The following is a 23064-nucleotide window of genomic DNA, read 5'->3' on the forward strand; positions in this document are numbered from 1 at the left end:
GGATTTCCCAGGCGCCCCGTTGAGCGATATTTTCTCAAGGATCGAGCATTCGCGCACCGCCGACGAGGTCGTGCAGCAGATCGAAAACCTGATCCTCGAAGGCGTGTTGCGCACCGGCGACCGGCTGCCCGGCGAGCGCGAACTGGCGCGCCAGTTCGACGTGTCGCGGCCGACCCTGCGCGACGCGCTGAAGGCGCTGGAGGGGCGCGGGCTGTTGACCACCAAAGCCGGCGGCGGCACCCATGTCGCCGATGTCATCGGCCAATTGTTCACCAAGCCGGTAACCGACCTCATCTCCATGCACCGCAAGGCGGTGACCGACTATCTGGAATATCGCCGCGAGATCGAAGGCGTGGCGGCCGAATATTCGGCGCGGCGCGCGACAGCAGACGACATTGCGCTGCTCGACCGCATCATGGCGCGCATGGACGATGCGCACCGCACCGGCAATTTCGACGACGAGGCGGAGATCGACGTCGAGTTCCACCATGCGGTGTGCGAATGCGCGCACAACATCATCCTCCTGCACACGCTGCGCTCCTGCTACCGGCTGTTGTCGGAAGGCGTATTCCAGAACCGGCTGCTGGTGTTCACCGTGCCCGGCGCGCGCGAGGCACTGCTGGCCCAGCACCGGGCTATCTACAGAGCGGTGAAGGCCGGCGATCCGGCTGCTGCCCGCCAGGCGGCGATAGACCACATCTCCTATGTCGAACGCTCGATGCTCGAGGCCGAACGCAGCGGCGACTGGCAGCGCGTCTCGCGACTCAGGCTCAAGCAGCGCTCCGACGCCGGCGACGGCGCAAAAGCAACAGACTAGCGAACCCGCGAGAACCACCATGAGCGACATCCTCACCATTGCCGACCTCAAGGATCTTGCGCGGCGGCGGGTGCCGAAGATGTTCTTCGACTATGCCGATTCCGGCGCCTGGACCGAAAGCACCTACCGCGCCAATGAGGAGGATTTCGGCAAGATCAAGTTCCGCCAGCGTGTGCTGGTCGACATGAGCAACCGCTCGCTGGAATCGACCATGATCGGCGAAAAGGTGGCGATGCCGGTGGCGCTTGCCCCAACCGGGCTGACCGGCATGCAGCATGCCGATGGCGAGATGCTGGCGGCGATAGCCGCGGAGGAATTCGGCGTGCCGTTCACGCTGTCGACGATGAGCATCTGCTCGATCGAGGATGTGGCGTCGGTGACCAGCAAACCGTTCTGGTTCCAGCTCTACGTGCTGCGCGACAAGGATTTCGTGCTCGACCTGATCGACCGGGCGAAGGCGGCGAAATGCTCGGCGCTGGTGCTGACGCTCGACCTGCAGATCCTGGGGCAGCGCCACAAGGATGTCCGCAACGGGCTGTCGGCGCCGCCCAGGATGACGCTGGCCAACATTGCCAATATCGCCATGCGGCCGCGCTGGCTGATGGGCATTGCCGGAACCAAGCGCCGCACCTTCCGCAACATTGTCGGCCATGCCAAGGGCGTTGGCGACGTCGCTTCGCTTGCATCATGGACGACAGAGCAGTTCGACCCGCATCTGTCGTGGAAGGATGTCGCCTGGATCAAGGAACGCTGGGGCGGCAAGCTGATCCTGAAGGGCATCCTCGACAAGGAGGACGCGCTGATGGCGGTCGAGACCGGCGCCGATGCGATCATAGTCTCCAACCATGGCGGGCGCCAGCTCGACGGCGCATCGTCGTCGATCATGGCTCTGGAAGAAATCGCCGACGTCGTCGGCGACAGGATTGAGGTGCACATGGATGGCGGCATCCGCTCAGGCCAGGACGTGCTGAAGGCGCTGTGCCTCGGCGCCAAGGGCACCTATATCGGCCGTCCGTTCCTGTACGGCCTCGGCGCCATGGGCAAGCAAGGGGTGACAACGGCACTGGAAATCATCCGCAAGGAGATGGACATCACGCTGGCGCTGTTAGGCAAGCGCCTGGTGACCGACTTGGGCAAGGATCAGTTGCGGCGCTAGGGTCTTGTTCACCGATTGGTCCTAGCCTTGCCGGGATCACGGAGACGACGCCAGCCTTGACCGAGACCGGCATCCACTATCTCGACGCACGCGCGCCGGACGGCATGCGCCTTTATGCGATCGGCGACGTGCATGGCCGGCACGACCTGCTCGCCGCCATGCACCGCCGCATAGAGAGTGAGCTCAAATATAAGCCGACCGCCGACTGGCGCGTCATCCACCTCGGCGACTATGTCGACCGTGGGCCCGACTCCAAGGACGTCATCGATTTCCTGATCGAGGCGCAAAAGCGCGATCAGCGCAACCTTATGCTGGCCGGAAACCACGACATCGGCTTCCTGGACTTCCTCACGGAGCCCGATCCGGACGGGTTGTTCATGCGCTATGGCGGCGTGCAGACGGCACAGTCCTATGGCGTTGACCTGATTGGAGACGCACGCTGGTTCGGCAAGGCGGACGCAGTGCGGCGCGGGCACGCTGACTTGGTCAATGCAGTGCCGCAAGCCCATGTCGACTTCCTGCGGTCGCTGCAATTGTCACTGATTTTTGGCGATTTCTTCTTCTGCCATGCCGGCATCAGACCGGATGTGCCGCTGGACAGCCAGAGCCCGCAGGATCTGGTCTGGATCCGTGACGTCTTCCACAACCATCCGGGGCTCTACCCGAAAGTGGTCGTGCACGGCCACACGCCGGTGCCGGAGGCCGAACTGATGCCGAACCGTGTCAATGTCGACACGCTAGCCTGGCAGTCAGGCATGCTCAGCGCGCTCGCCGTGGACGGCGCCGACAAGCGTATCCTGACGGTGCAGGGAAAAGCGTTTTAACGGAGCGCGGCGGTGACGCCGTAGCCGTCGACGGCCTGATGGTTGTTGGCTGCATCGGCGGAATAAATGCCGAGACCGCACAGCACGATGGCAGACAGCATGACAAAGGACAGAAGCGCTGCTTTCACGGACGTCATCTCTTGTTGAGCTTCCTGCATCTGGGCACGAGGCGGTTACCAATGCGTTGAAACGGAGAATTCGTCTCAAAGTTTCGACGATTTCGCGCTTGTAGGTCGATTCTGTATCGGCGGTGTGTCGCGCGGATCACACAAAAGGTTCATCGCGGTTGCATTGCCGATGCAGAGCGCGCGCCTTGTAGGCTAGCGTTCGGCCACAAACCAAGGATGAAAGATGTTGTCCCCGGCGGATTCACCGCCGCGTGCCAATTATGCAACGGCCGGCTTCCGCCAGGGCTCAGATCGTCGCCACCCAGGCGCGGGCAATGGCGAGGCCGGCGGCATCGGCGTCGGGACCGTTGCGGGCCATTTCGCCATCAAGCCGGTCATGCCAGTCGGGATGGCGCTCGGCAATAAGCGGTGCGAAGGATGTGCTCCAGTCCTTCACCATCGGCCGGTCGGCCTCGAAATGGAACTGGAAGCCGTAGACGGCGCGGCCGATGCGAAACGCCTGGTTCTCGGCAATTTCGCTACCGGCAAGCCGCACCGCATTTGCAGGGAGCACGAAGGTATCGTCGTGCCATTCGAAGATCGGGAAGTCCTGGGGAAGTGCGGCGAGCACCGGATCGGTTTTGGCGTCCGGTGTCAGCGACACCTTGTGCCAGCCGAATTCCGAGGCGCCGCCGATCTGGTTCTCGCCGCCGAAAGTGCGGGCGACCAGTTGGCTGCCGAGGCAGATGCCGAGCACCGAGCGATCCTTGGCGGCGAAATCGCGGGTAAGGTCGAGCAGTGCGGGGAAATAGGGATAGTCGTCGTCGGCCAGCGCGTTCTGGCCACCGCCGAGCATCACCATGGCATCGTGTCCGGTCGCGTCGTCCGGCAGCGGATCGCCCTTGTAGGGCCGGCGCAGGTCGAGATCGGCGCCGGCTTCGGCAAGCGCCGCGCCCACCTGGCCGAGGCCGGTGTTGTCGTAGTTCTGGACCACCAGCACCCGCATACGGAAACCCTGCTGACATGAAATGACGCGACGAGCGATATCATGTCGCCAGCATTGCAGCCAAGATGCGCATTCGGGAGAGAACTATGCCACTGCAAAACCGGGTCGACCCGTTCGGCGCCATCCATGCCGTGCCGGAGCGCGGCCTGCTTACCGGCAACCGCGGCATCATCCACGACCCGCAGACCAAGACGCTGCTGAAGAAGCGCTGGGCTTTGCCGGCCTGGATCATCTGCGTCTGCCAATTCCGGGACGTTCGGCGCGAGCCGATGGGCAGGAACAGGCCCGGCGGCAAAGCCGGCTGGACCGAGCTGTTCTTCCTCGACGAGGTGACGGCGCTGGCGGCCGGGCATCGGCCTTGTTTCTATTGCCGGCGTGAGCGAGCCACGGATTTTGTCGGCCGCTTCGGCAAAGCCGTCGGCATAACCGAACCGCGCGCGCCAATGGTCGACAAGCGCTTGCACAAGGAGCGGCTGGCGTCGGGGGGAAAGCCACCGGCTGTTACCGGGGAGGAGCTTTCCGGGTTGCCCGACGGAACAATGATCACAGATAGCGTCACCGCCTATGCGCTGCGCGGCAGCAAGGCACTGCCTTGGTCGTTCGCGGGCTATGGCGGTCCAGCTGCCTTCGGCAGCGTTACCGGGCGGCAGCTGCGCCTACTGACACCGGCGACCTCCCTTTCGGTGCTGCGACAGGGCTACCTACCGATGTGGCATCCTTCCGCCGAGACTTGACGCCAGACATCGCCTCGCCCATTCCTCGGCGATGCGCGCCAATTACAAGATGCAGCGGCTGTTCGTGCCGGACGATCTCGCAGCCGATATCGAATTCGATGCCGGCCAGCAGCAGAGCCATTATCTCATGCATGTGCTGCGGCTCGGAGAAGGCGCTGAGATCCTGGTTTTCAACGGCCGCGACGGCGAGTGGTCGGCGGCGATCGCCGCCAGGTCGAAGAGGGCGGTGCGGCTGAAAGTTCTGGTCCCGCAGCGGCCGCAACCGCCGCTGCCCGATCTGATCTACTGCTTCGCGCCGCTGAAGCAGGGCCGGCTCGACTATCTCGTGCAGAAGGCGGTAGAGATGGGCGCCGGCATCCTGCAGCCGGTGATCACCCAGCACACGCAAGTGGCAAAGCCCTCCATCGAGCGCCTGCGCGCCAACGTCGTCGAGGCGGCCGAGCAATGCGGTATACTGGCGGTGCCGGAGGTGCGTGATGCCGAGAAATTCGAGCGCCTGCTCTCCGGCTGGGACAAGCAACGGCGGCTGATCTTCTGCGACGAGGATGCCTCGACCAACAATCCGCTGCCGGCATTGCAGGCGATCAAGGAAAAGAAGCTTGGGCTGCTGGTCGGGCCGGAGGGCGGCTTCTCCGATGAGGAGCGCAAGATGCTGCGGGCGCTCCCCTTCGTCACCGCCATCCCGCTCGGCCCGCGTATCCTGCGCGCCGACACGGCGGCGGTTGCGGCGCTTGCCGTGATGCAGGCAACGATCGGCGACTGGTGAGACTTCGCCTATTGCAAGGGACGGACGGGGCGGCCAGGTTCAATTCCTGTTGACCTGTGGCTCAGGATTTTTCGCTTGATCGGCTACTGACATTTCGTCCACTTAGCGCCGGCGGTCTTCCGAGAGCCGCACTACAGCGCCGCGCGTCCTTTCGGACGCGCAAAGGACGCTGTAGCATTTTGATTTGAGCACATGATCCTTTCCGAAAATCGAAAGTCGATTTTCGGGGTCATGTGGGGGGGTCCCATGGCGCGCGACACAACCGATTTCCGGCCCATCGAAGGCGTAGACGAACTGGTCGAACACCTGGCCGAAGGCAACAAGCCTCGGGACAAGTGGCGGATCGGCACCGAGCACGAGAAGTTCCCGTTCTATGTCGACGGCAACGCGCCGGTGCCCTATGGCGGCGAGCGCGGGATCCGCGCCATCCTCGAAGGCATGCAGCACAAGCTCGGCTGGGATCCGATCATCGATGATGGCCGCATCATCGGCCTGGTCGAGCCGACCGGCCAGGGCGCCATCTCGCTGGAGCCGGGCGGCCAGTTCGAACTGTCCGGCGCGCCGCTGGAGTCGATCCATCAGACCTGCCGTGAGGGCAATGCGCATCTGGCGCAGGTGCGCGAGATCGCCGAGCCTATGGGCATTCGCTTCCTCGGCCTCGGCGGCAGCCCGAAATGGTCGCTTGCCGAGACGCCGAAAATGCCGAAGTCGCGCTACGAGATCATGACCCGCTATATGCCCAAGGTCGGCACCAAGGGTCTCGACATGATGTATCGCACCTGCACCATCCAGGTGAACCTCGACTTCGAGAGTGAAGCCGACATGCGCCGCAAGATGCAGGTGTCGCTGAAGCTGCAGCCCCTGTCGACGGCGCTGTTTGCCAACTCGCCCTTCACCGACAGCCGGCCGAACGGGCTGCAGAGCTGGCGCGGCGACATCTGGCGCGACACCGACAACCAGCGTTCGGGCCTGCTCGAATTCTGCTTCTCGCCCGAGTTCGGTTTTGCCGACTATGTCGAATGGGCGCTCGACGTGCCGATGTATTTCGTCATCCGCGACGGCCACTATCACGACATGACGCACGTCACCTTCCGCCAGTTCATGGCTGGTGCCGCCCGCAATGAAATTCCCGACGGGCTGCCGACGATGGGCGACTGGGCGAACCACCTGTCGACGCTGTTTCCGGACGTGCGTTTGAAGCGCTTCCTGGAAATGCGCGGCGCCGATGGCGGACCGTGGCGGCGCATCTGCGCGCTGCCGGCCTTCTGGGTCGGTCTGCTCTATGACGAAGCAGCGCTTGACGCCGCCGAAGCGCTGACCTCGAGCTGGACCTATGAAGAAACGCTGGCGATGCGCAATGCGGTACCGGAGCAAGGCATTTCGGCGCCGTTCCGCAACACGACTCTGCGTGAGATCGCCCGCGATGTGATGGCCATTTCACGCATGGGCCTGAAGAACCGCGGCAAGACAAACCGCGACGGCTATGACGAGACCTCGTTCCTCAACACGCTCGACGAAGTCGTGGCGCGCGGAACCACCAGCGCCGAGGAAATGCTGTCGGCCTATCACACGCGCTGGGGCGGTTCGATCGAGCCGGTGTTCATGGAATATGCCTATTAACTGCGCGCCTTGAGGAGCGGCAAAAGCCGCTTCAATCGAACATCGAAACGAACTAGGTTCTCCCAAGGATTTCCCGGAGGAGAAACCGATGCCTACCTTGTTCGACATATTGGCACAGGCGCAGAACGGCAACGGCATGCAGGCGCTCGCCCAGCAGTATGGACTCTCAATGCAGCAGACGCAGGCGGCGGTCGCCGCGCTGCTGCCCGCTTTCTCGCAAGGGCTGCAACGCAACACGGCCGACCCCTACGGGCTCGGTGCCTTCATGACGGCGATGGCCAGCGGCCAGCACGCCAAGTACTTCGAGGACGTGACCAGGGCCTTCTCGCCTCAAGGCGTCAATGAAGGCAACGGCATTCTGGGTCACCTGTTCGGCTCGAAGGAGCTTTCGCGCGCCGTGGCCAGCCAGGCCGCGCAGGCGACCGGCGTCAGCCAGCAGGTCCTGCAGCAGATGCTGCCTGCCATCGCCTCGATGATGATGGGCGGACTGTTCAAGCAGACCACAAACCAGATGCAGGCCGCCGGCGGCTTCGGCGGTGGCAGCAATCCGCTCGGCGAGATCATCGAGCAAATGATGCGGCAGGCCGGCGGCGGCACGCAGCCTGCGCCGCAGCCAGCACCCAATCCTTACGGCGAGAACCCGCTCGGCAAGGTGCTGCAGGACATGTTCGGCGGCGGCGCGCAACAGCCGCAAAGCCAGCCGCAGCAAGCGCCCAATCCCTATGGCGACAATCCGCTCGGCAAGGTGCTGCAGGACATGTTCGGCGGCGGCGCGGCGCAACAGCCGCAGGGCCGGGCGCAGCCAACGCAGCCGCAACAGACTCAGAGCCCCTACGGCGACAACCCGCTGGGCAAGATTTTTGAGGAGATGCTGCGGCAAGGTGGTAGTGGTTTCGGCCTGCCCGGTGGGCAACCAAGCGAGCAGCCAGCGCCGCAGCAGCCCCAGGCGAAGCAGCGCCAAGCGCCGCAACCGCAGGCCAATCCGAGCGGCAGGCCACGGAATCCATTCGACGATATTTTCGGCAAGATGTTCGAGACCGGTGCTCAGCAGCGCGACGAATACCAGAAGGGCGTGGAAACGATCTTCGACCAGTTCAAGCGGGACATGGACCGGCGATAGAGGCTTCTCGCTGAGGTGAGTTGAGATTCAGCTCACCTAAAAGAAAAGCCCGGTCCTGGAGGAGGACCGGGCAGTACGCAGGCTGGCCAGCGGGGAACCGGCAGGGAGTGGGGAGCCTGCTATACTCCTTGGTTGCCGCGAGCCTGAAAAAGGTTCACGGCCACCGAAACAATGCGCCTGATATCACACTACCTGGCGGGCAAGATTTTCGATCGTGTCGACACGATCGCTCGCGATCGCACGCAGCTTCACGGTCGGATCACCGCCGAACGGCACATCGATGGCAACATGGAGGTCGGCGCGCGTCAGGCCGATATCGGCAAGCTCGGCGTCCGACATCTCGCCAAGGCGATAGAAGGCGCGGCGATTTTTCCAGGCTTGGAACGCGTTGAGAAGAGCATTGGCCACGCGCGTCGCAACGGCCGGACGCGAGGTTATGCGCGAGGTCTCGGTGGCGAAATCATACGTAGCCATGTCAGTCTCCTTCGGAGTCGAGCGGACGAAGCCGGGCAAACAGCGCCTGGAGAAGCGCCGTTCCGGTCTCGATTCACATGCATTCATGTGGACAATCCGAATTTGCCATGACACGATTGATTAATCCAACGAATGTTTCTAATCTTTAGCATCAACGCTAGTGATGGATTGGACCGATGAAAGCGCCACTCGATCTCGACCAGTTGCAGACCTTCATCTCGATTGCCGATACCGGCAGCTTCACCCGCGCGGCCGAGGAAGTGCTTCGCACCCAGTCGGCGGTGTCGATGCAGATGCGCCGGCTGGAAGAGCGGATCGGCAAGCCGCTGTTCGAAAAGGACGGCCGCACCAACAGGCTGACCGAGGAAGGCGACAAGCTGCTCTCCTATGCGCGGCGCCTGCTCTATCTCAACCGCGAGACACTGGCCGCCTTCGATGACCGGCGGCTCGAAGGCACCATCCGCATCGGCACGCCCGACGACTATGCCGACCGCTTCCTGCCCGAGATCATGGCGCGCTTCACGCGCTCCAACCCGCGTGTCGAGCTGACCGTCATCTGCGAGCCGACGCCGGGGCTGGTCGAGCATATCAAGCGAGGCAATCTCGATTTGGCGCTGGTGACGCACAACGACACGCGCGGCCAGTCGGAAGTGGTTCGCCGCGAACCGCTTCTGTGGGTCACCTCGGCCAACCATGCCACGCATGAACAGGAAGTCCTGCCAATGGCTTTCGGCCGGCCGAATTGCATCTGGCGGCGCGCCGCCGTCGATGTACTCGACCGGCAGAACCGCGACTATCGCATCCTGTTCACCAGCTTCTCGGCAACCGTCATCACCGCTGCGGTGCTGTCCGGGCTGGCAATCTCGGTGCTGCCGGAATGTGCGCTCAGGCCCGGCATGCGGGTGCTGGGCGAAGCCGACGGTTTCGGCGCGCTGCCCGACTGCCGCATCGGCATCATGCGCGGCCAGACCTCGCGGCCGGAGATCGTCGACGCTCTGGCCCGCCATATCTCGGAAAGCCTCGACAACATCTCGGTGCCGCTCGGCGATGAGGCGGGCAGCTTCGACTTCGCCGCGCTCGCCTTCGCCAAGATGAAGCGGACCAAGCCGAACCAGATCCTGCCGGGCTGGTAACAATCAGGCGCGGGCGGCCGTCTGCTCACCAGCATCGCCGCCTGACGACAGGTCCGCTAAAGCCAGCAATTGCGCCGGCTCGAGCGGCGGCGACAGAAGGTAGCCCTGCAGCTGGTGGCAACCCATGCCGACAAGCTGCGCCTTCTGCTGCTCGGTTTCGACGCCTTCCGCGGTGACTTCGACACCAAGCGCGACGGCAAGGTCGATCAGCGCCTTGACGATCGCCACCGGGCTTCCGTCGCCATCGAGAAGCCGCACAAAGGAACGGTCGATCTTGAGCTTGTCGATGGCATGGCGGCGCAAATAGCTCAGAGACGAATAGCCGGTGCCGAAATCGTCGAGCACGATGCCAATGCCCGACTGGCGCAGAGCCGCCAGCGCCGTCCTGGTCGCATCGTTGTTTTCGAGAAGCACGTTTTCGGTGATTTCGATCTGCAGGCGTTCCGGCGCCAGCCCGGTCTCGGCAAGGATCGAGGCAACCTCGTCGGCGAAACCGAAATCACGTAACTGCAGCGGCGACACGTTGACGGCTATCCAGGGCAATGCGGAGCCGGCGGCGAAGCGGCAGGCTTCGAGCAACACCCATCTGCCGAGTTGCCCGATCATGCCGCGTTCTTCGGCGATGGCTATGAATTGTGCCGCCGGCAGTGCGCCATGCACCTCGTGGCCCCAGCGGATCAGGGCCTCGGCGCCGAGGATCTTTCTGCCGTCAGTGCCAAAAACCGGCTGATAGGCGAGCTTGATGTCGGTCCCGCCAGCCAGCGCCTCGCGCAGCGCGCTTTCGACCTTGCGTTTGCGCAGCAACAGATCGTCCATATCGCCGGCGAAGACCTGGTAGCGGCTACGGCCATTCTTCTTGGCCTCGTAGAGGGCGATGTCGGCCTTGCGCAACAGGTCGTCGGCCTCCGCATCGGGCCCGGTCGACAGCGCGATGCCGATGCTGGCGCTGACAAAGACCTGATCGTCCATCAGCTTGAAGGGTTCCTGCAGCTTTTGCAGCAGCCTGTCGGCAACATCCTCCGCACTTCTGACATCGCGGACATCGATCAGGACGACGGCGAATTCGTCGCCGCCGAGCCGCGCCACAGTGTCGACCTCGCGGGTGATGAGCTGGAGCCTGGCGGCGGTCTGGCGCACAAGCTCGTCGCCGGCCGGATGACCGAGCGTGTCGTTGACATGCTTGAAGCGATCGAGGTCGAGGTAAAGCAGCGCCACCTTGCCGGTTTCGTGGCCGGTGGTGAGCAAGGCGCGCCGCAGCCTGTCCTCGAACAGCGCCCGGTTGGGAAGGCCGGTGAGCGTATCGTGGAAGGCGAGATATTGTGCCTGGTCCTGGCTGGTCTGCAGCGCGGACGAGGCCCGGCGCAGGCGCCTGAGAAGGAATGCCAGGACGCTAGCAGCGAGCAGCGCTGCCAGGATCAATGCGGGGCCGGCCTTGCGCACCAGCGTCAGGCCGGGCCGTTCCTGGTCCCAGCCGATATAGCCCAGGATGACGCCACGCGAATCACGCAGCGGAATGGCGGCCGAGCCGACCGGCTGCGACAGCGGCAGCAGATGCGCGCCCGCCAGCAGATATTTTTCAGCGATCCTGCCTATCACGACGTCGTTGATGAACTCCACGGAAACATGGAGATATTCGCTGCCGGGCGCCTGGGTGAGCCGGTCCGAACTCGGCACCAGCGGCATGATACTGAGGATGGCCGGCTTGCCCCCGAGCGACACCAGATCTTCGGCGACCAGTTTGGCCGGATCGCCGGCCTGGTTTGCATCCGCCGCGCCGATCAGCTGGCGCAACCTGACGATCATCGGCCGCAGCGCGGGCTCGTCCTCGTCATAGGCGGCCGGCGCCACCACCTGCCCCTCCCGCATCGCATGGATCGGGCGGTTGGCGTCGTCCAGCACATAGACCCGGTTGTGCCCGTAATAGGAATACATCCAGACGCTGATGTTCTCGACCATCCACTGCTGATTGCCGGCCTTGGCATTGGTGACGGCGTCGTCCCAGACAGCGATGCTTTCCTGTTCACGCTCCACCGTTGCGATCTGATCCTGGAGGCCGTTGGCGAAGAAGATCTTCTGCCGCTCGAGCGAAACGCGGTCGGCCTGCATGGTGGCGTAGAGGCCGAAACCGACGACCATTGCCAGCGCAAAAACGGCAAGCGTCAGCACCGTCACGGTGACCTGGACCGTCAACGGGCTGCGGTGCGCGCGTGCGCTCATGCGTCTTGGGCCATCTTTTGCGTCGTGAGCCATTTTTCCCTGCGCAGAGCCAATCAAATCCGCCTTAAGATCGCGTTATGAAACCGGCAATGATTGCAACGGCCTTATTGCAGCGCCCTTGACGCGGGCTGACAAACCGTCCCCCAATCGGCCGATGAGCGACGCGGCATCCGAATCACGCACCAACGCCACCGAATATACGGTGAGCGAGATTTCCGGCGCGCTGAAACGCACGGTCGAGGATGTCTTCGGCCATGTGCGGGTGCGCGGCGAAATTTCGGGCTATCGCGGGCCGCACTCCTCCGGCCATGCCTATTTCACGCTGAAGGACGATCGCGCGCGGCTCGATGCCGTGGTCTGGAAGGGCACGATGAGCCGGCTGAAATTTCGTCCCGAGGAAGGGATGGAGGTGATCGCCACCGGCAAGCTCACGACCTATCCCGGCAAATCCAACTACCAGATCGTCATCGACAATCTCGAGCCTGCCGGCGCCGGCGCGCTGATGGCGCTCTTGGAAGAGCGCAAGCGGCGGCTGCAGGCCGAAGGCCTGTTCGATACCGGCCGCAAACACCGGCTGCCGTTCATGCCGCGCATCATCGGCGTCGTCACCTCGCCGACGGGTTCGGTCATCCGCGACATCATCCACCGCATCAAGGACCGCTTTCCGCTGCATGTGCTGGTCTGGCCGGTCAGGGTGCAAGGCGAGACGGCGGGCGCGGAAGTGACCGCCGCCGTCAACGGCTTCAACGCGCTGGCCTGGGATGGCGCCATTGCACAGCCCGATCTTCTGATCGTAGCGCGCGGCGGCGGCAGCCTCGAGGATCTCTGGGGGTTCAACGATGAAGGGCTGGCGCGCGCGGTCGCAGCCTCACGCATCCCGATTATTTCCGCCGTCGGCCATGAGACCGACTGGACGCTGATCGATCTCGTCGCCGACATGCGGGCGCCGACGCCGACGGGTGCCGCGGAGATCGCGGTGCCGGTGAAAGCGGACCTCGAAGCGACGCTTGCCAGTCTTGGCGCACGGCTCAAGGCGGCCACCTTGCGCAATTTCGAACGCAAGCGGCAGGCCTCCCGTGCAGCCGCCCGCGCACTGCCCTCGCCCGACCAGTTGCTGGCGCTGCCGCGCCGGCGCCTGGACGAGGCTACCAGCCGGCTCGGCCGGGCGCTGTCGGTCAGCATCGAGCGCAAGCGGACCAAGCTGCAGGGCCAGCGGCTGACGCCGGCTACCCTGTCGCGGCGCATCAACGAGGCACGCACACTGACCGGCCGCGACCTTGCCCGCGCGCAGGCGGCGTTCTTCGCCATCGTGCGCGAACGGCGATCGCGCTTTTCCCGTACGTCGACAAGACTATCGCCGGCGCCGATCGCCAGGCGGCAGAAATTGCAGGCGGACGCGCTGGCCGCACTGACGCGCCGTCAGCACCAGGCGGTGTCGCGACGGCTGGACCGGCTGCGCGGACAATTGACGCAGGCCGACCGGTTGCTGGCGACGCTGTCGCACAAGGCGGTGCTTGCGCGCGGCTTCGCGCTGGTCAAAGACGCAGAAGGCGCGGTGATCAAGCTGGCGGCGGATATAGCGCCTGGAGCGGCGCTGCAAATCGAGTTCGCCGACGGCACTACGGATGCGGTTGCGACCGGCGGTACGGGGCAGCCGGAGGCAGTCGCCAAACCGGCGGCCTCGCCACTTGCCAGCAAGCCCGCGGCCACCAAGGCGGCTCCCAGCAAACCAAAAGAACCGGGCAATCAGGGCTCGCTATTCTAGGGCAGTTCATCGTTTCTCAGAAACGACGAACCGCTCTATCTGTTGTCTTGATGCATTCCGGACGGAAAACCGCTTCGCATTTTCCTAGATTGCTCTGGAGGACGGCATGACCGGATACGACCCGCATCTTCAAACGCCGGCCGGCAAACCGCGCGCCCGCACTTTCGGCATTGCCTTTGACGGCATGCCGGGCCGCTTCAATGCCATCACCGATGTGCCCGGTGTGAGCGTCGGCTACGCGACGCTGATCTCAGGCGATGGGCCGCTCGATGTCGGTACGGGGCCGGTGCGCACCGGCGTCACCGCCATCCTGCCGCGACCGCTGGTCGAACTCGCCACACCGGTGTTTGCCAGCGTGTTCAGCCAGAACGGCAATGGCGAGCTGACGGGCTCGCACATTATCGAGGAGGTCGGCGCCTTCAACCTGCCGGTGACCATCACCAACACGCATTCCTGCGGCGTCACCCGTGACGGCACGCTGCGCTGGATGCAGCGCGTGCTGCCGGCTGCACTCGACAGCGGCTGGGGCCTGCCAGTGGCGGCAGAAACCTATGACGGCTTCCTCAACGACATCAACGGCCATCATGTCGGCTTCGAACATGTCGAAGCCGCGCTCGACGGAGCTACGGGCGGAGCGATCGAGGAAGGCAGCGTCGGCGGCGGCACCGGCATGATCGCCTTCGGCTTCAAGGCCGGCTCGGGCACGGCGTCGCGCATCGTCGAATGGCAAGGTATCAGGCATACGGTCGGCGTGTTCGTGCAGGCGAATTTCGGCAAGCGGCGCAATTTCACGCTGCGCGGCGCGCGCGTCGGGTCCGATCTGGTGGAGCCTGCGATCCGTGAAGGCACGCAGCGCGCTGAGAAGGGCTCGATTATTGCCATCGTCGCCACCGACGCGCCGTTCCTGCCGCATCAGATGAAGCGGCTGGCAAGGCGTGTGCCGCTCGGCATCGCGATGACCGGCGGCTTCGGCTACCACAGTTCGGGCGACATCTTCCTGGCCTTCACGACGGCCAATCCACAAGCAGCACTTGCGCCGTCAGGACAGACGGCAAGCGCCGATTACATCCCGGATGTCGATATCGACCCGTTCTTCGACGCCGTTGTGCAAGGCGTGGAGGAGGCAATCCTCAACGCCTTGGTCGCCAATGAGGATATGAGCGGGCGCGACGGCAATTTCGTGCCGGCGCTGCCGAAAGCATGGCTAAAGGATCGGTTTGGATAGATGCTGAGCCCGGCTCGTGCGGCCGGGCAAGAGACGTCATTCGGACGGCTTGTCCGAATTCGCTTTGCCCTGATCGGCCTCGGCCGCCTCTTCGAGCCGCGAAGCGATCAGTTCCTGGATGTCGCCGACTTCTTCCTGGATGTCCTCCAGGGGAATACCGGCCTCAGCCGCCTTGGCCGCACATTCCCTGGCGAGGGTTTCGGCCTGCTTTTCGGTCTTTACCGGCGAATGCTGGCAATGGTCGCCAATCCACTCGCGCAAGAACTCGATCGCATGTTCACTCATACTGCCATTCCCTAGCGGCTATGCCGGTTGGTAATCGTAAACGTCTGCATCCGGCAAAGGATGCATACTCCCATTCCAACCGAGTCGGCTTCCCCCGGCAAGCTGATCTTGTCCAAGGTCCACAGAGCCGGAGGAAAGGAAGGGTTCAAGGAGCACGTTCTGATTGTTTGATATGGTGGTACCGTTGGCTGGGATCGAACCAGCGACCTCCGGATCCACAATCCGGCGCTCTAACCATCTGAGCTACAACGGCACGTTCGCCCGAGCCAGATCGTGGTGAAAAATTCATTCTCCGAGATCCGCTCTGTCGTTCGGCGATGCGTCCAATACGGTCTATCAGAGTCTAATTCAAGGCCTTTGATAAGGCAAAGTCCGGTTCCTCGAACGGGCACCGCTTTTCAGCGGGCAAAAGAAAAGGCCGGCGGGAGGAGGTGCCGGCCTTTTCCTGTTACGAGCCAGCGGGAGGAGGTGCTGGCTGGTCACCCCGGGGAGCAGAGGGAGGAGGTTCTACTCGCCGGGTATTCACTGAACAACTCTATCGCACATCTATTTGTCTGACGAAATGCGACGTTTTGATGCATCGTAGAGTTGTGCGTAATTATTAGGCGGCCTTGATGTCCTTCAGGGCCTTCTCGAAAGCGGTCTTGACCGGCTTGGAGACGTCTTCGGCAGCTTTGGAAGCAACGGCCTGGAAGTCCTTGGCCTGCTCGACGGTGGTCTCGACGCGCTTGCGCAGGAAGGCGGTCTGCAGCTCGACGACTTCCGACAGCGACTTGGCGCCGATCAGGGCTTCGAGGTGCGAGAAGCCGGCTTCGGCATTGGCGCGCAGAGCGGCGATCGTCTTGAGCGACAGGTCGCTGGAAACGGCCTTGGCGGTCTCGAAAGTCGATTCGAGAACTTTCTGGGTCTCTTCGGCGCCGGTCTTCAGCTTGGTGTAGGCTTCCTTCGACTGCTCAACGCCCTTTTCGGCGAAAGCGCGGATCTGGTCGGTCGCCTTGGAAGCGTCGAAGCTCGGGAATTCAACGTTTTCGATGGTCTCAGCGGTCTTGGCCTTGGTCATTATCCATCCTTTCGGGGTAGCGGCTTTGACAAAAAGCCGTCTCGTTCATGTATGATGGCAATATAGCGGTTTTTTTGTGCGATGCAATATCTTTGTTGCAGTGCACCATAAATTTCTTCCCATACGTTACCCCCAGGCATTACCCAAGGGCCGTTAACCAAGAGGCCAGAGATTCCATCTGCTTTCCGCCATGGCTTGTGGACCTTCGCCGCGCGGGCTTTTATTAATAAAGCGTTAACTCCAAATTGCCCGCCTTGTAGGTTCGCCAAGAGGTTTTACCGAAAGGGTCCGCCAAGCGCATGCCTTCCGAGAACTACTCTTTCCTCGATGTCGCCGTGCTCGACGCGGTCCGCCAGCGCTTTGCCGCCGGCGACGCGATCGCGATCCTGTCGGCTGACCTCGAACAGGTGATCTGGGCCAACGGGCCGGGCGCGGCGGTGTTCGGCTATCCCGATATCGAAACCATCATCGGCGCTTCGGCACAGCTGCCGCTGATCGCCAGGCGACAGATCATGGCGACCGCCGGCTTCCCGAAGATCGGCAGCGACCGCGCCATCACGGTGCGGCTGGCAACCGGCATGACCAGCCGCGCCGCCGGCTTCCTGGCCAGCGCGGTGACGATGCCGGACGGCGAAAGCGCTATCATGCTGGCAGTGCCGGCGGCGCAGACCGGCTCGCGCAATGCCGCCGAGATTGCGGCCCGCGCCATCAGCGGCTTTACCGAAGACGGCCATTTCATCGCCTTCGTCGACGCCGCCGGCACGGTCGAGGCGGCTTCGGATGGTTTTGCCGGGCTCGCCATCCGGCCTGAGACGCTGGCTGCCCTTGTCGCCGACGTGGCGAGCCAGGACGACCGCATCGTCAAGCGGCTGGTCCCCGGTGGCACCAATTCCTATCCGGCCGGCTTCGCCCGCCTGACCGATACCAGGCATTTGTTGGTGGTCATCGACGAGGATCAGCTCGGTGAGGAAAATCCCGTCGGTGAACTGGATGCCGAGCCTGTTGCAGCTGGGCAGGACGCGGGCCCGACGCAAGCCGCCCCAGCGGACGCAGTCACGGCGGATGCGGTAGCTGACCAACCCACAGCAAGCGGGAATCAGGTCGCATCAGTCACAGCCGCGCCGGACGTCGTGGAGACAGTTCCGGCTGCGACCGAACATGATGCTTCGACGTCAACCGGCACAAAGGCAGACGATCGCGAGCAGACGACCGGCCGCGAGAAGGCGGCCAACGACAGCGCGCCAGCGCAACATGATCATTGGTACTTCCATGCCGGCGAAGAGCCGCAGGCAAGTGAGCCGGACAGCCCTGGACAAGCCGGGGTGGAATCGGGGGCCGATAATGCGCAGCCCGACAGCGCTGCTGCCGCCTCGTCCGCCCTGCCCGCTAACGCGGCCCCACCGACCGAGCCTCCTGCCGCCCGCGAGATCGACCGTTCGGCGCCGCCGCTGCGTTTCGTCTGGCGCACCGACGCTGACGGTAAATTCAGCGCGCTGTCGCCAGAATTCGCCGACATTGTCGGCAAGCCGGCCGCCGACGTGATCGGCCGCCGGTTCAAGGACGTTGCGACGACGTTCGGCCTCGATGCCTCGGGCGAGATCGCCGGCCTGCTCGAACGGCGCGACACCTGGTCGGGCCGCTCGGTGCTGTGGCCGGTTGCCGGCACCGACCTGAAGATCCCGGTCGATCTGGCCGCACTCCCCGTCTACGGCCGCAGCCGTGCCTTCGAAGGGTTTCGCGGTTTCGGCGTCGCCCGCGCCAGCGATGCCGTGGTCGACCCGGAAGCGCTCGGCATGGCGTTGGTTCCCAATGGCGCGCCACCGGTAGCAGCCGAGGCAGCCCCGGACGAGACCGTGGCGGAAACTCCCAAGGCGGCCGATCCGTTCGAGGGCGAAGTGCCCGCACTGACCATCGTGCCGAAGCAGGAACGACGTTTCGCCGACAAGGTCATCCGGCTGGCCGAGCATCGCCAGCCCGCCAATGACAAGGGGTTGTCGACGCTGGAGCGCAGCGCTTTCCGCGAGATCGGCGAGCGGCTGAAGAAGGACAATCCCCCGCCGAAACAGCCTGAGACCACCGAGCAGGCCGAACCTGCCAAGCCAGGTCAGGTCGCGCCGGAGCAGGCCGGGCCCGACCACGCCATGGCAGATCAGCCCAAGCCGGATGACGCCGTGGCGGTCCAGGCTGAAACGGCCGCGCCAGCCCAGCAACCCGCCGAGACCTCCAGCCTGGACGAGGCCGGCCCGGCTGCCGCGGCTGAACCATCGGCAATCGCAACCGAAAGCGAAGCGGCTGAGGCCGAACCGCCGGAAAGCGATACCGAGGACGAAAAGGATCTGGCGCGGCTCGACGGCGCGCGGCCGAGCGACGTCATTGCGGGCAGCGAAGCAGGCAAGGCGAAGGCGCCGACAGTCTCGCGCTCGCTACTCGACTATGCCGATCCCGAACCAGGCTCCGTCACCGGAGAAAGTCCCGAAGCAACGTCTTCCAACAGGGAACCGGCGCCGGTTTCCGAACCGGATGAGACGAAAGCTCAGGAGATCGTCCAGGCCGTAGAGGCACAGCCGGCCGTTGCCGAGACGCCGGCCGATGCCGGTGAAGACGACAGCATGACGTCGGCCGATTTCCGCGATGCCGAGGACAATGAGGATTGGGCCACGGCCGACGAGACGACCGGTTCGGCCGCGGAGGACGGGGACAAGGCCGGCGATGCAGACGCAGTGCCGGCAGAACCGCCGCGCCTGAAGGTGCCACCGCTGAAACTTGAGGGGTTCGTGCCTTCGGCATTTTCGGCCGGAGACGAACACAAAGCGCCGGACACGTCGATCCTCGGCAAACTGCCGGTGCCGTTGCTTATCCATTCGGGCGACGAGCTTCACTACGCCAATGAGGAATTCCTCGGCCTGACCGGTTATGACACGCTCGAGGACCTGAGCGACGCCGGCGGCCTCGACGCCCTGTTTGCCGACCCTTACTCCGAGGCGGCCGATGAAAGCGACCACGCGCTGCGGCTGAAGACGCGCGAGGGCCAGGAATTTCCGATCGAGGCCATTTTGCGTTCGGTGCCGTGGCGGGCCGGCAAGGCGCTGATGCTGGTGGTGCGGCGCACCGGCGAGGACGAGGCGCCGATGGTCGCGCCTATGGCAGGCGCGGAACAGACGCAGCCCGACGTTTCCGAGCTCAAATCGCGCATCGCCGAAATGCGCACCATCATCGACACCGCGACCGATGGCGTGGTGCTGATCGGCCGCGACGGCGACATCCGCTCGATCAGCCGGCCGGCCGAGGCGCTGTTCGGCTTCGACAGCGACGAGGTGACCGGCAAGCCGTTCGCCTCGCTGTTTGCCATCGAAAGCCAGCGCGCGGCGCGCGACTATCTCAACGGCCTGTCCGAACCCGGCGTGGCGAGCGTGATGAATGACGGCCGTGAGGTGATCGGGCGGGAGTCACAAGGGCGCTTCATCCCGCTGTTCATGACCATTGGCCGGCTGCCCAACGACAGCGGCTTCTGCGCCGTGGTGCGCGACATTACGCAGTGGAAGCGGGCCGAGGAGGACCTGACCCAGGCGCGAGCCGTGGCCGAGCGCGCCTCCTCGCAGAAGACAGATTTCCTCGCCCGCATCAGCCACGAGATCCGCACCCCGCTCAACGCCATTATCGGTTTTTCCGAGCTGATGGTGGACGAGAAGTTCGGCCCGGTCGCCAATGACCGCTACCGCGACTACCTGCGCGACATCAACCGCTCGGGCAACCACGTGCTCGACCTCGTCAACGATTTGCTCGATATCTCGAAGATCGAGGCCGGCCAGCAAGAAATGGACTACGAGGCGGTGTCGCTCAACGATACGCTGGCCGAGACGGTGGCGATGATGCAGCCGCAGGCCAATCGCGAACGCGTCATCATCCGCTCCAGCTTCGCTTCGCGTCTGCCGGAAGTGGTCGCCGACCTCAGAAGCGTGCGCCAGATCGCGCTCAACATCCTGTCCAACGCCATCCGCTATACGCAGGCCGGCGGCCAGGTGATCGTGTCGACCGCCTATGAAACCTCCGGCGATGTCGTCATGCGGGTGCGCGACACCGGCATCGGCATGAGCCATGCCGAGATCGAGCAGGCGCTGAAGCCGTTCAAGCAGATCAACGCCCTGAAGCGCGGGCGCGGTGACGGCACCGGTCTCGGCCTGCCGCTGACTAAGGCGATGGTGGAGGCCAACCGCGCACGCTTCACCATCACCTCTACGCCGGGCGAAGGCACACTGGTCGAGGTGGCCTTCCCGTCGACGCGGGTGCTGGCTGAATAGGGTCGATCGATCCTGAGCCGGCAAAAGAAAAGGCGTCCAACAGGACGCCTTAAAGGGATTTTGCTGTCACAACGGGGGCTTGAGCGAATCTGGTCCTCAGGGGACGAGGAACGGGATTTCTCCCTCAAGTTACGTGCGACTATCGACGCCGGGCCTTAACAACTCCTTACCGGCCGGCCAAAAAATTTACGAATGTGTACCACTCGTGAAATCTAGGTAAATTCGACCGACATATCTCGTTAACCATAGCGGCGGCGATCACTCCGCCAGTTGCGGCAGATCCTTGAACAACTCCAGCGCCTCCGGATTGGCCAGCGCTTCCTTGTTCTTGATGGCGCGGCCATGCACGACGTCGCGGACCGCAAGCTCGGTGATCTTGCCGGATTTGGTGCGCGGAATGTCGGTGACGGCAACGATTTTTGCCGGCACGTGACGCGGGCTGGCGCCGGTGCGGATTTTGGCCCGGATACGCTTTTCCAGGTCCTCGTCCAGCGTCACGCCGGCGGCCAGCCGCACGAACAGCACGACGCGTACGTCATTGTCGAAATCCTGGCCGATGCACAGCGCTTCCAGGATTTCCGGCATCTGCTCGACCTGGTTGTAGATCTCCGCCGTGCCGATACGCACACCGCCCGGATTGAGCGTCGCGTCGGAGCGGCCGTGGATGATCATGCCGCCATGCGCCGTCCATTCGGCGAAATCGCCATGGCACCAGACATTGTCGAAGCGTTCGAAATAGGCCGCCTGGTATTTCTTGGCCTCGGGATCGTTCCAGAAACCGATCGGCATCGACGGAAACGCCTTGGTGCAGACCAGTTCGCCCTTCTCACCGCGGATCGGCCTGCCGTCATCATCCCAGACATCGACGGCAAGGCCGAGGCCGGGCCCTTGGATCTCGCCGGTCCAGACAGCTTGCGTCGGCACGCCGAGCACGAAGCAGGAGACGATGTCGGTGCCGCCCGAGACCGAGGCCAGATGGACGTCGCTCTTGATGCCCTCATAGACGAAGCGGAAATCCTCGGGCGAAAGCGGCGAGCCGGTGGAGGAAATCGCCCGTACGCTCGACAGATCATGGCTGCGGATCGGCTTCAGCCCGGCCTTGCGCACGGAATCGATGAATTTTGCCGAGGTGCCGAAGAAGGTCATCTTCTCGGCATCGGCCAAGGTGAAGAGCACATTGCCGTCGGGGTAAAAGGGCGAGCCGTCATAAAGCAGCAGCGTCGCTCCCGAAGCCAGGCCCAACACCAGCCAGTTCCACATCATCCAGCCGCAGGTGGTGAAGTAGAAGAAGCGGTCGCCTTCGAGCAATCCGGCATGCAGCCGGTGTTCCTTGACATGCTGGATCAGCGTTCCGCCGGCCGAATGGACGATACATTTGGGGATGCCGGTGGTGCCTGACGAAAACAGGATATACAGGGGATGAGAGAACGGCAGCCGCTCGAAGGTGACAGGCTTGGCGGCAAAAGGTGACAGCGCCTCTTCGAGCGCGACGGCCTTGTCGATGATCCCTGCGATGTCGCGCGACGTGCCGAGATAATCGACGATCAGCACCTTGCCGACGGTTTCGAGTTTCCCGGCAACGGCAGCGATCTTGTCGGCGACCTCGATCGCCTTGCCATTGTACCAATAGCCGTCCGGCGCGATGAAGATGACCGGTTCGATCTGGCCGAAACGGTCAAGCACGCCCTGTTCGCCAAAATCAGGAGAGCAGGACGACCAGACTGCGCCGATCGAGGCAGCCGCCAGCATGGCGGCAACGGTTTCCGGCATATTGGGCATCATCGCCGCGATGCGGTCGCCTTTCTTCACCTTGAGCGACAGGAAAAGCTGCTGCAAGCGCGAGGTCAGCTGGTGCAGTTCGTTCCACGACAGCCGCCGCTCGATCTTGTCCTCGCCGCGAAAGACGATGGCGTCACCTGAACCGGTTTTTTTCAGCAGGTTCTCGGCGAAATTCAGCGTCGCATCGGGGAAGAAGGCGGCGCCTGGCATCTTGTCGCCGTCGACGAGCACCGTCTCGCCCTTGTCGCCGACAATGCCGCAAAAGTCCCACAGCAGGCTCCAGAAGCCTTCGCGATCCTCGACCGACCAGCGGTGCAGTTCGGCGTAAGAGGCGAAGGATGTGCCGGTTTTGGCTGCCACGGCCTTCATGAAAGCAGTCAAGGGCGCTGCGTCAATCTGGTCTTGCGTCGGGGTCCAGAGCGGTGCTTCGGCAGCCATGATCGATCCTCCTTGAAGCCCGTCGCGTCGCAAGACTGATATGCTTTTGTTTCTATGCATGTCGTTGCCCCGGAACCGCTGCACACTTCCGGGCGACATGCTTTAGCCCCAGCTTTACAGGCGCCGCTGTCCCAAAAACGCCGCGCCTCGTAGCAGGCTGAAGCTGCATCGCTTATGCCTATCGCCCTGCGGCAGAGCAAGATTTTGTTCAGCTAAACTCGGTCACATGTGCGCAATTGC

At 63.7% G+C, this 23064-nt stretch carries 18 protein-coding genes and 1 tRNA gene; 11 read left to right on the plus strand and 8 right to left on the minus strand.

Annotation, left to right across the window (positions count from 1 at the left end; translation table 11 throughout):
• The first annotated feature begins 19 nt into the window (after positions 1-19).
• The 3 genes from ACWGTI_RS26540 to ACWGTI_RS26550 are packed head-to-tail and all read left to right on the plus strand — an operon-like array spanning position 20 to position 2797.
• Entirely contained in the window at positions 20-817 is a 798-nt protein-coding gene (locus ACWGTI_RS26540; protein WP_454589859.1) for an FCD domain-containing protein, read from the plus strand.
• A 19-nt stretch (positions 818-836) separates the two neighbouring features.
• Positions 837-1973 (plus strand): alpha-hydroxy acid oxidase, encoded by a 1137-nt coding sequence (locus ACWGTI_RS26545; protein ID WP_454589860.1) that lies wholly within the window; start codon positions 837-839, stop codon positions 1971-1973.
• A gap of 56 nt (positions 1974-2029) precedes the next feature.
• Positions 2030-2797 (plus strand): metallophosphoesterase, encoded by a 768-nt coding sequence (locus tag ACWGTI_RS26550; protein WP_454589861.1) that lies wholly within the window; start codon positions 2030-2032, stop codon positions 2795-2797.
• On the opposite strand, the gene ACWGTI_RS26555 is transcribed toward ACWGTI_RS26550, so the two are convergent.
• Together ACWGTI_RS26555 and ACWGTI_RS26560 are read right to left on the minus strand one after the other, a co-directional pair.
• On the minus strand, positions 2794-2934 hold the full coding sequence (locus ACWGTI_RS26555) for a hypothetical protein (protein WP_006206855.1): 141 nt from the start codon (positions 2932-2934) through the stop codon (positions 2794-2796). The genes ACWGTI_RS26550 and ACWGTI_RS26555 overlap by 4 nt on opposite strands.
• Before the next feature lie 277 nt (positions 2935-3211).
• Positions 3212-3910: a type 1 glutamine amidotransferase gene (locus ACWGTI_RS26560; protein WP_454589862.1), complete on the minus strand. Its 699-nt coding sequence runs from the start codon at positions 3908-3910 to the stop codon at positions 3212-3214.
• Positions 3911-3996: 86 nt separating this feature from the next.
• On the opposite strand from ACWGTI_RS26560, the gene ACWGTI_RS26565 reads away from it, so the two are divergent.
• From ACWGTI_RS26565 to ACWGTI_RS26580, 4 genes are all read left to right on the plus strand, one after another.
• Positions 3997-4644, plus strand: a complete 648-nt coding sequence (locus ACWGTI_RS26565) for a hypothetical protein (RefSeq protein WP_454589863.1) — start codon at positions 3997-3999, stop codon at positions 4642-4644.
• Positions 4645-4675: 31 nt separating this feature from the next.
• On the plus strand, positions 4676-5410 hold the full coding sequence (locus ACWGTI_RS26570) for a 16S rRNA (uracil(1498)-N(3))-methyltransferase (RefSeq protein ID WP_454589864.1): 735 nt from the start codon (positions 4676-4678) through the stop codon (positions 5408-5410).
• Positions 5411-5656: 246 nt separating this feature from the next.
• Positions 5657-7030 carry a glutamate--cysteine ligase gene (locus ACWGTI_RS26575; RefSeq protein WP_454589865.1) on the plus strand — a complete coding sequence of 458 codons (1374 nt, stop codon included), beginning with the start codon at positions 5657-5659 and terminating at the stop codon, positions 7028-7030.
• 88 nt (positions 7031-7118) lie between these two features.
• A complete protein-coding gene (locus ACWGTI_RS26580; protein ID WP_454589866.1) occupies positions 7119-8150 on the plus strand; it encodes a DUF937 domain-containing protein in 1032 nt (343 codons plus the stop codon).
• A 183-nt stretch (positions 8151-8333) separates the two neighbouring features.
• On the opposite strand, the gene ACWGTI_RS26585 is transcribed toward ACWGTI_RS26580, so the two are convergent.
• The gene (locus ACWGTI_RS26585; protein WP_454589867.1) at positions 8334-8624 is read right to left on the minus strand and encodes a DUF1127 domain-containing protein; all 291 of its coding nucleotides are present in this window, start codon (positions 8622-8624) and stop codon (positions 8334-8336) included.
• A gap of 176 nt (positions 8625-8800) precedes the next feature.
• On the opposite strand from ACWGTI_RS26585, the gene ACWGTI_RS26590 reads away from it, so the two are divergent.
• On the plus strand, positions 8801-9757 hold the full coding sequence (locus ACWGTI_RS26590; protein WP_454577449.1) for a LysR substrate-binding domain-containing protein: 957 nt from the start codon (positions 8801-8803) through the stop codon (positions 9755-9757).
• A 3-nt stretch (positions 9758-9760) separates the two neighbouring features.
• On the opposite strand, the gene ACWGTI_RS26595 is transcribed toward ACWGTI_RS26590, so the two are convergent.
• Positions 9761-11974: a bifunctional diguanylate cyclase/phosphodiesterase gene (locus ACWGTI_RS26595; RefSeq protein WP_454589868.1), complete on the minus strand. Its 2214-nt coding sequence runs from the start codon at positions 11972-11974 to the stop codon at positions 9761-9763.
• Between the two features lie 154 nt (positions 11975-12128).
• Here ACWGTI_RS26595 and xseA point away from each other — a divergent pair, with 154 nt between their 5' ends.
• Together xseA and ACWGTI_RS26605 are read left to right on the plus strand one after the other, a co-directional pair.
• The gene (gene xseA, locus ACWGTI_RS26600) at positions 12129-13739 is read left to right on the plus strand and encodes an exodeoxyribonuclease VII large subunit (protein WP_454589869.1); all 1611 of its coding nucleotides are present in this window, start codon (positions 12129-12131) and stop codon (positions 13737-13739) included.
• Positions 13740-13845: 106 nt separating this feature from the next.
• A complete protein-coding gene (locus tag ACWGTI_RS26605; RefSeq protein ID WP_454589870.1) occupies positions 13846-14964 on the plus strand; it encodes a DmpA family aminopeptidase in 1119 nt (372 codons plus the stop codon).
• 36 nt (positions 14965-15000) lie between these two features.
• On the opposite strand, the gene ACWGTI_RS26610 is transcribed toward ACWGTI_RS26605, so the two are convergent.
• The 3 genes from ACWGTI_RS26610 to ACWGTI_RS26620 form a co-directional block, all read right to left on the minus strand.
• A complete protein-coding gene (locus ACWGTI_RS26610; protein ID WP_454577445.1) occupies positions 15001-15249 on the minus strand; it encodes a hypothetical protein in 249 nt (82 codons plus the stop codon).
• Positions 15250-15425: 176 nt separating this feature from the next.
• Positions 15426-15502: transfer RNA gene (locus tag ACWGTI_RS26615), tRNA-His, on the minus strand.
• Positions 15503-15850: 348 nt separating this feature from the next.
• Positions 15851-16309, minus strand: coding sequence for a phasin (locus ACWGTI_RS26620; RefSeq protein ID WP_454577444.1), 459 nt, complete (start codon positions 16307-16309; stop codon positions 15851-15853).
• A gap of 299 nt (positions 16310-16608) precedes the next feature.
• Between ACWGTI_RS26620 and ACWGTI_RS26625 the strand changes: the two genes are divergently transcribed.
• The gene (locus tag ACWGTI_RS26625) at positions 16609-20607 is read left to right on the plus strand and encodes a PAS domain S-box protein (RefSeq protein WP_454589871.1); all 3999 of its coding nucleotides are present in this window, start codon (positions 16609-16611) and stop codon (positions 20605-20607) included.
• 258 nt (positions 20608-20865) lie between these two features.
• On the opposite strand, the gene ACWGTI_RS26630 is transcribed toward ACWGTI_RS26625, so the two are convergent.
• Positions 20866-22824: an acetoacetate--CoA ligase gene (locus ACWGTI_RS26630; protein WP_454589872.1), complete on the minus strand. Its 1959-nt coding sequence runs from the start codon at positions 22822-22824 to the stop codon at positions 20866-20868.
• Positions 22825-23064: the final 240 nt, after the last annotated feature.

Source organism: Mesorhizobium sp. ArgA1, assembly GCF_053714375.1.

Coding starts and splice junctions, on each gene's coding strand:
- ACWGTI_RS26545 (WP_454589860.1), top strand. CDS start 837: ATGAGCGACATCCTCACCATTGCCGACCTCAAGGATCTTGCGCGGCGG.
- ACWGTI_RS26555 (WP_006206855.1), bottom strand. CDS start 2,934: ATGACGTCCGTGAAAGCAGCGCTTCTGTCCTTTGTCATGCTGTCTGCC.
- ACWGTI_RS26560 (WP_454589862.1), bottom strand. CDS start 3,910: ATGCGGGTGCTGGTGGTCCAGAACTACGACAACACCGGCCTCGGCCAG.
- ACWGTI_RS26565 (WP_454589863.1), top strand. CDS start 3,997: ATGCCACTGCAAAACCGGGTCGACCCGTTCGGCGCCATCCATGCCGTG.
- ACWGTI_RS26570 (WP_454589864.1), top strand. CDS start 4,676: ATGCGCGCCAATTACAAGATGCAGCGGCTGTTCGTGCCGGACGATCTC.
- ACWGTI_RS26575 (WP_454589865.1), top strand. CDS start 5,657: ATGGCGCGCGACACAACCGATTTCCGGCCCATCGAAGGCGTAGACGAA.
- ACWGTI_RS26580 (WP_454589866.1), top strand. CDS start 7,119: ATGCCTACCTTGTTCGACATATTGGCACAGGCGCAGAACGGCAACGGC.
- ACWGTI_RS26585 (WP_454589867.1), bottom strand. CDS start 8,624: ATGGCTACGTATGATTTCGCCACCGAGACCTCGCGCATAACCTCGCGT.
- ACWGTI_RS26590 (WP_454577449.1), top strand. CDS start 8,801: ATGAAAGCGCCACTCGATCTCGACCAGTTGCAGACCTTCATCTCGATT.
- ACWGTI_RS26595 (WP_454589868.1), bottom strand. CDS start 11,974: ATGAGCGCACGCGCGCACCGCAGCCCGTTGACGGTCCAGGTCACCGTG.
- xseA (WP_454589869.1), top strand. CDS start 12,129: ATGAGCGACGCGGCATCCGAATCACGCACCAACGCCACCGAATATACG.
- ACWGTI_RS26605 (WP_454589870.1), top strand. CDS start 13,846: ATGACCGGATACGACCCGCATCTTCAAACGCCGGCCGGCAAACCGCGC.
- ACWGTI_RS26610 (WP_454577445.1), bottom strand. CDS start 15,249: ATGAGTGAACATGCGATCGAGTTCTTGCGCGAGTGGATTGGCGACCAT.
- ACWGTI_RS26620 (WP_454577444.1), bottom strand. CDS start 16,309: ATGACCAAGGCCAAGACCGCTGAGACCATCGAAAACGTTGAATTCCCG.
- ACWGTI_RS26625 (WP_454589871.1), top strand. CDS start 16,609: ATGCCTTCCGAGAACTACTCTTTCCTCGATGTCGCCGTGCTCGACGCG.
- ACWGTI_RS26630 (WP_454589872.1), bottom strand. CDS start 22,824: ATGGCTGCCGAAGCACCGCTCTGGACCCCGACGCAAGACCAGATTGAC.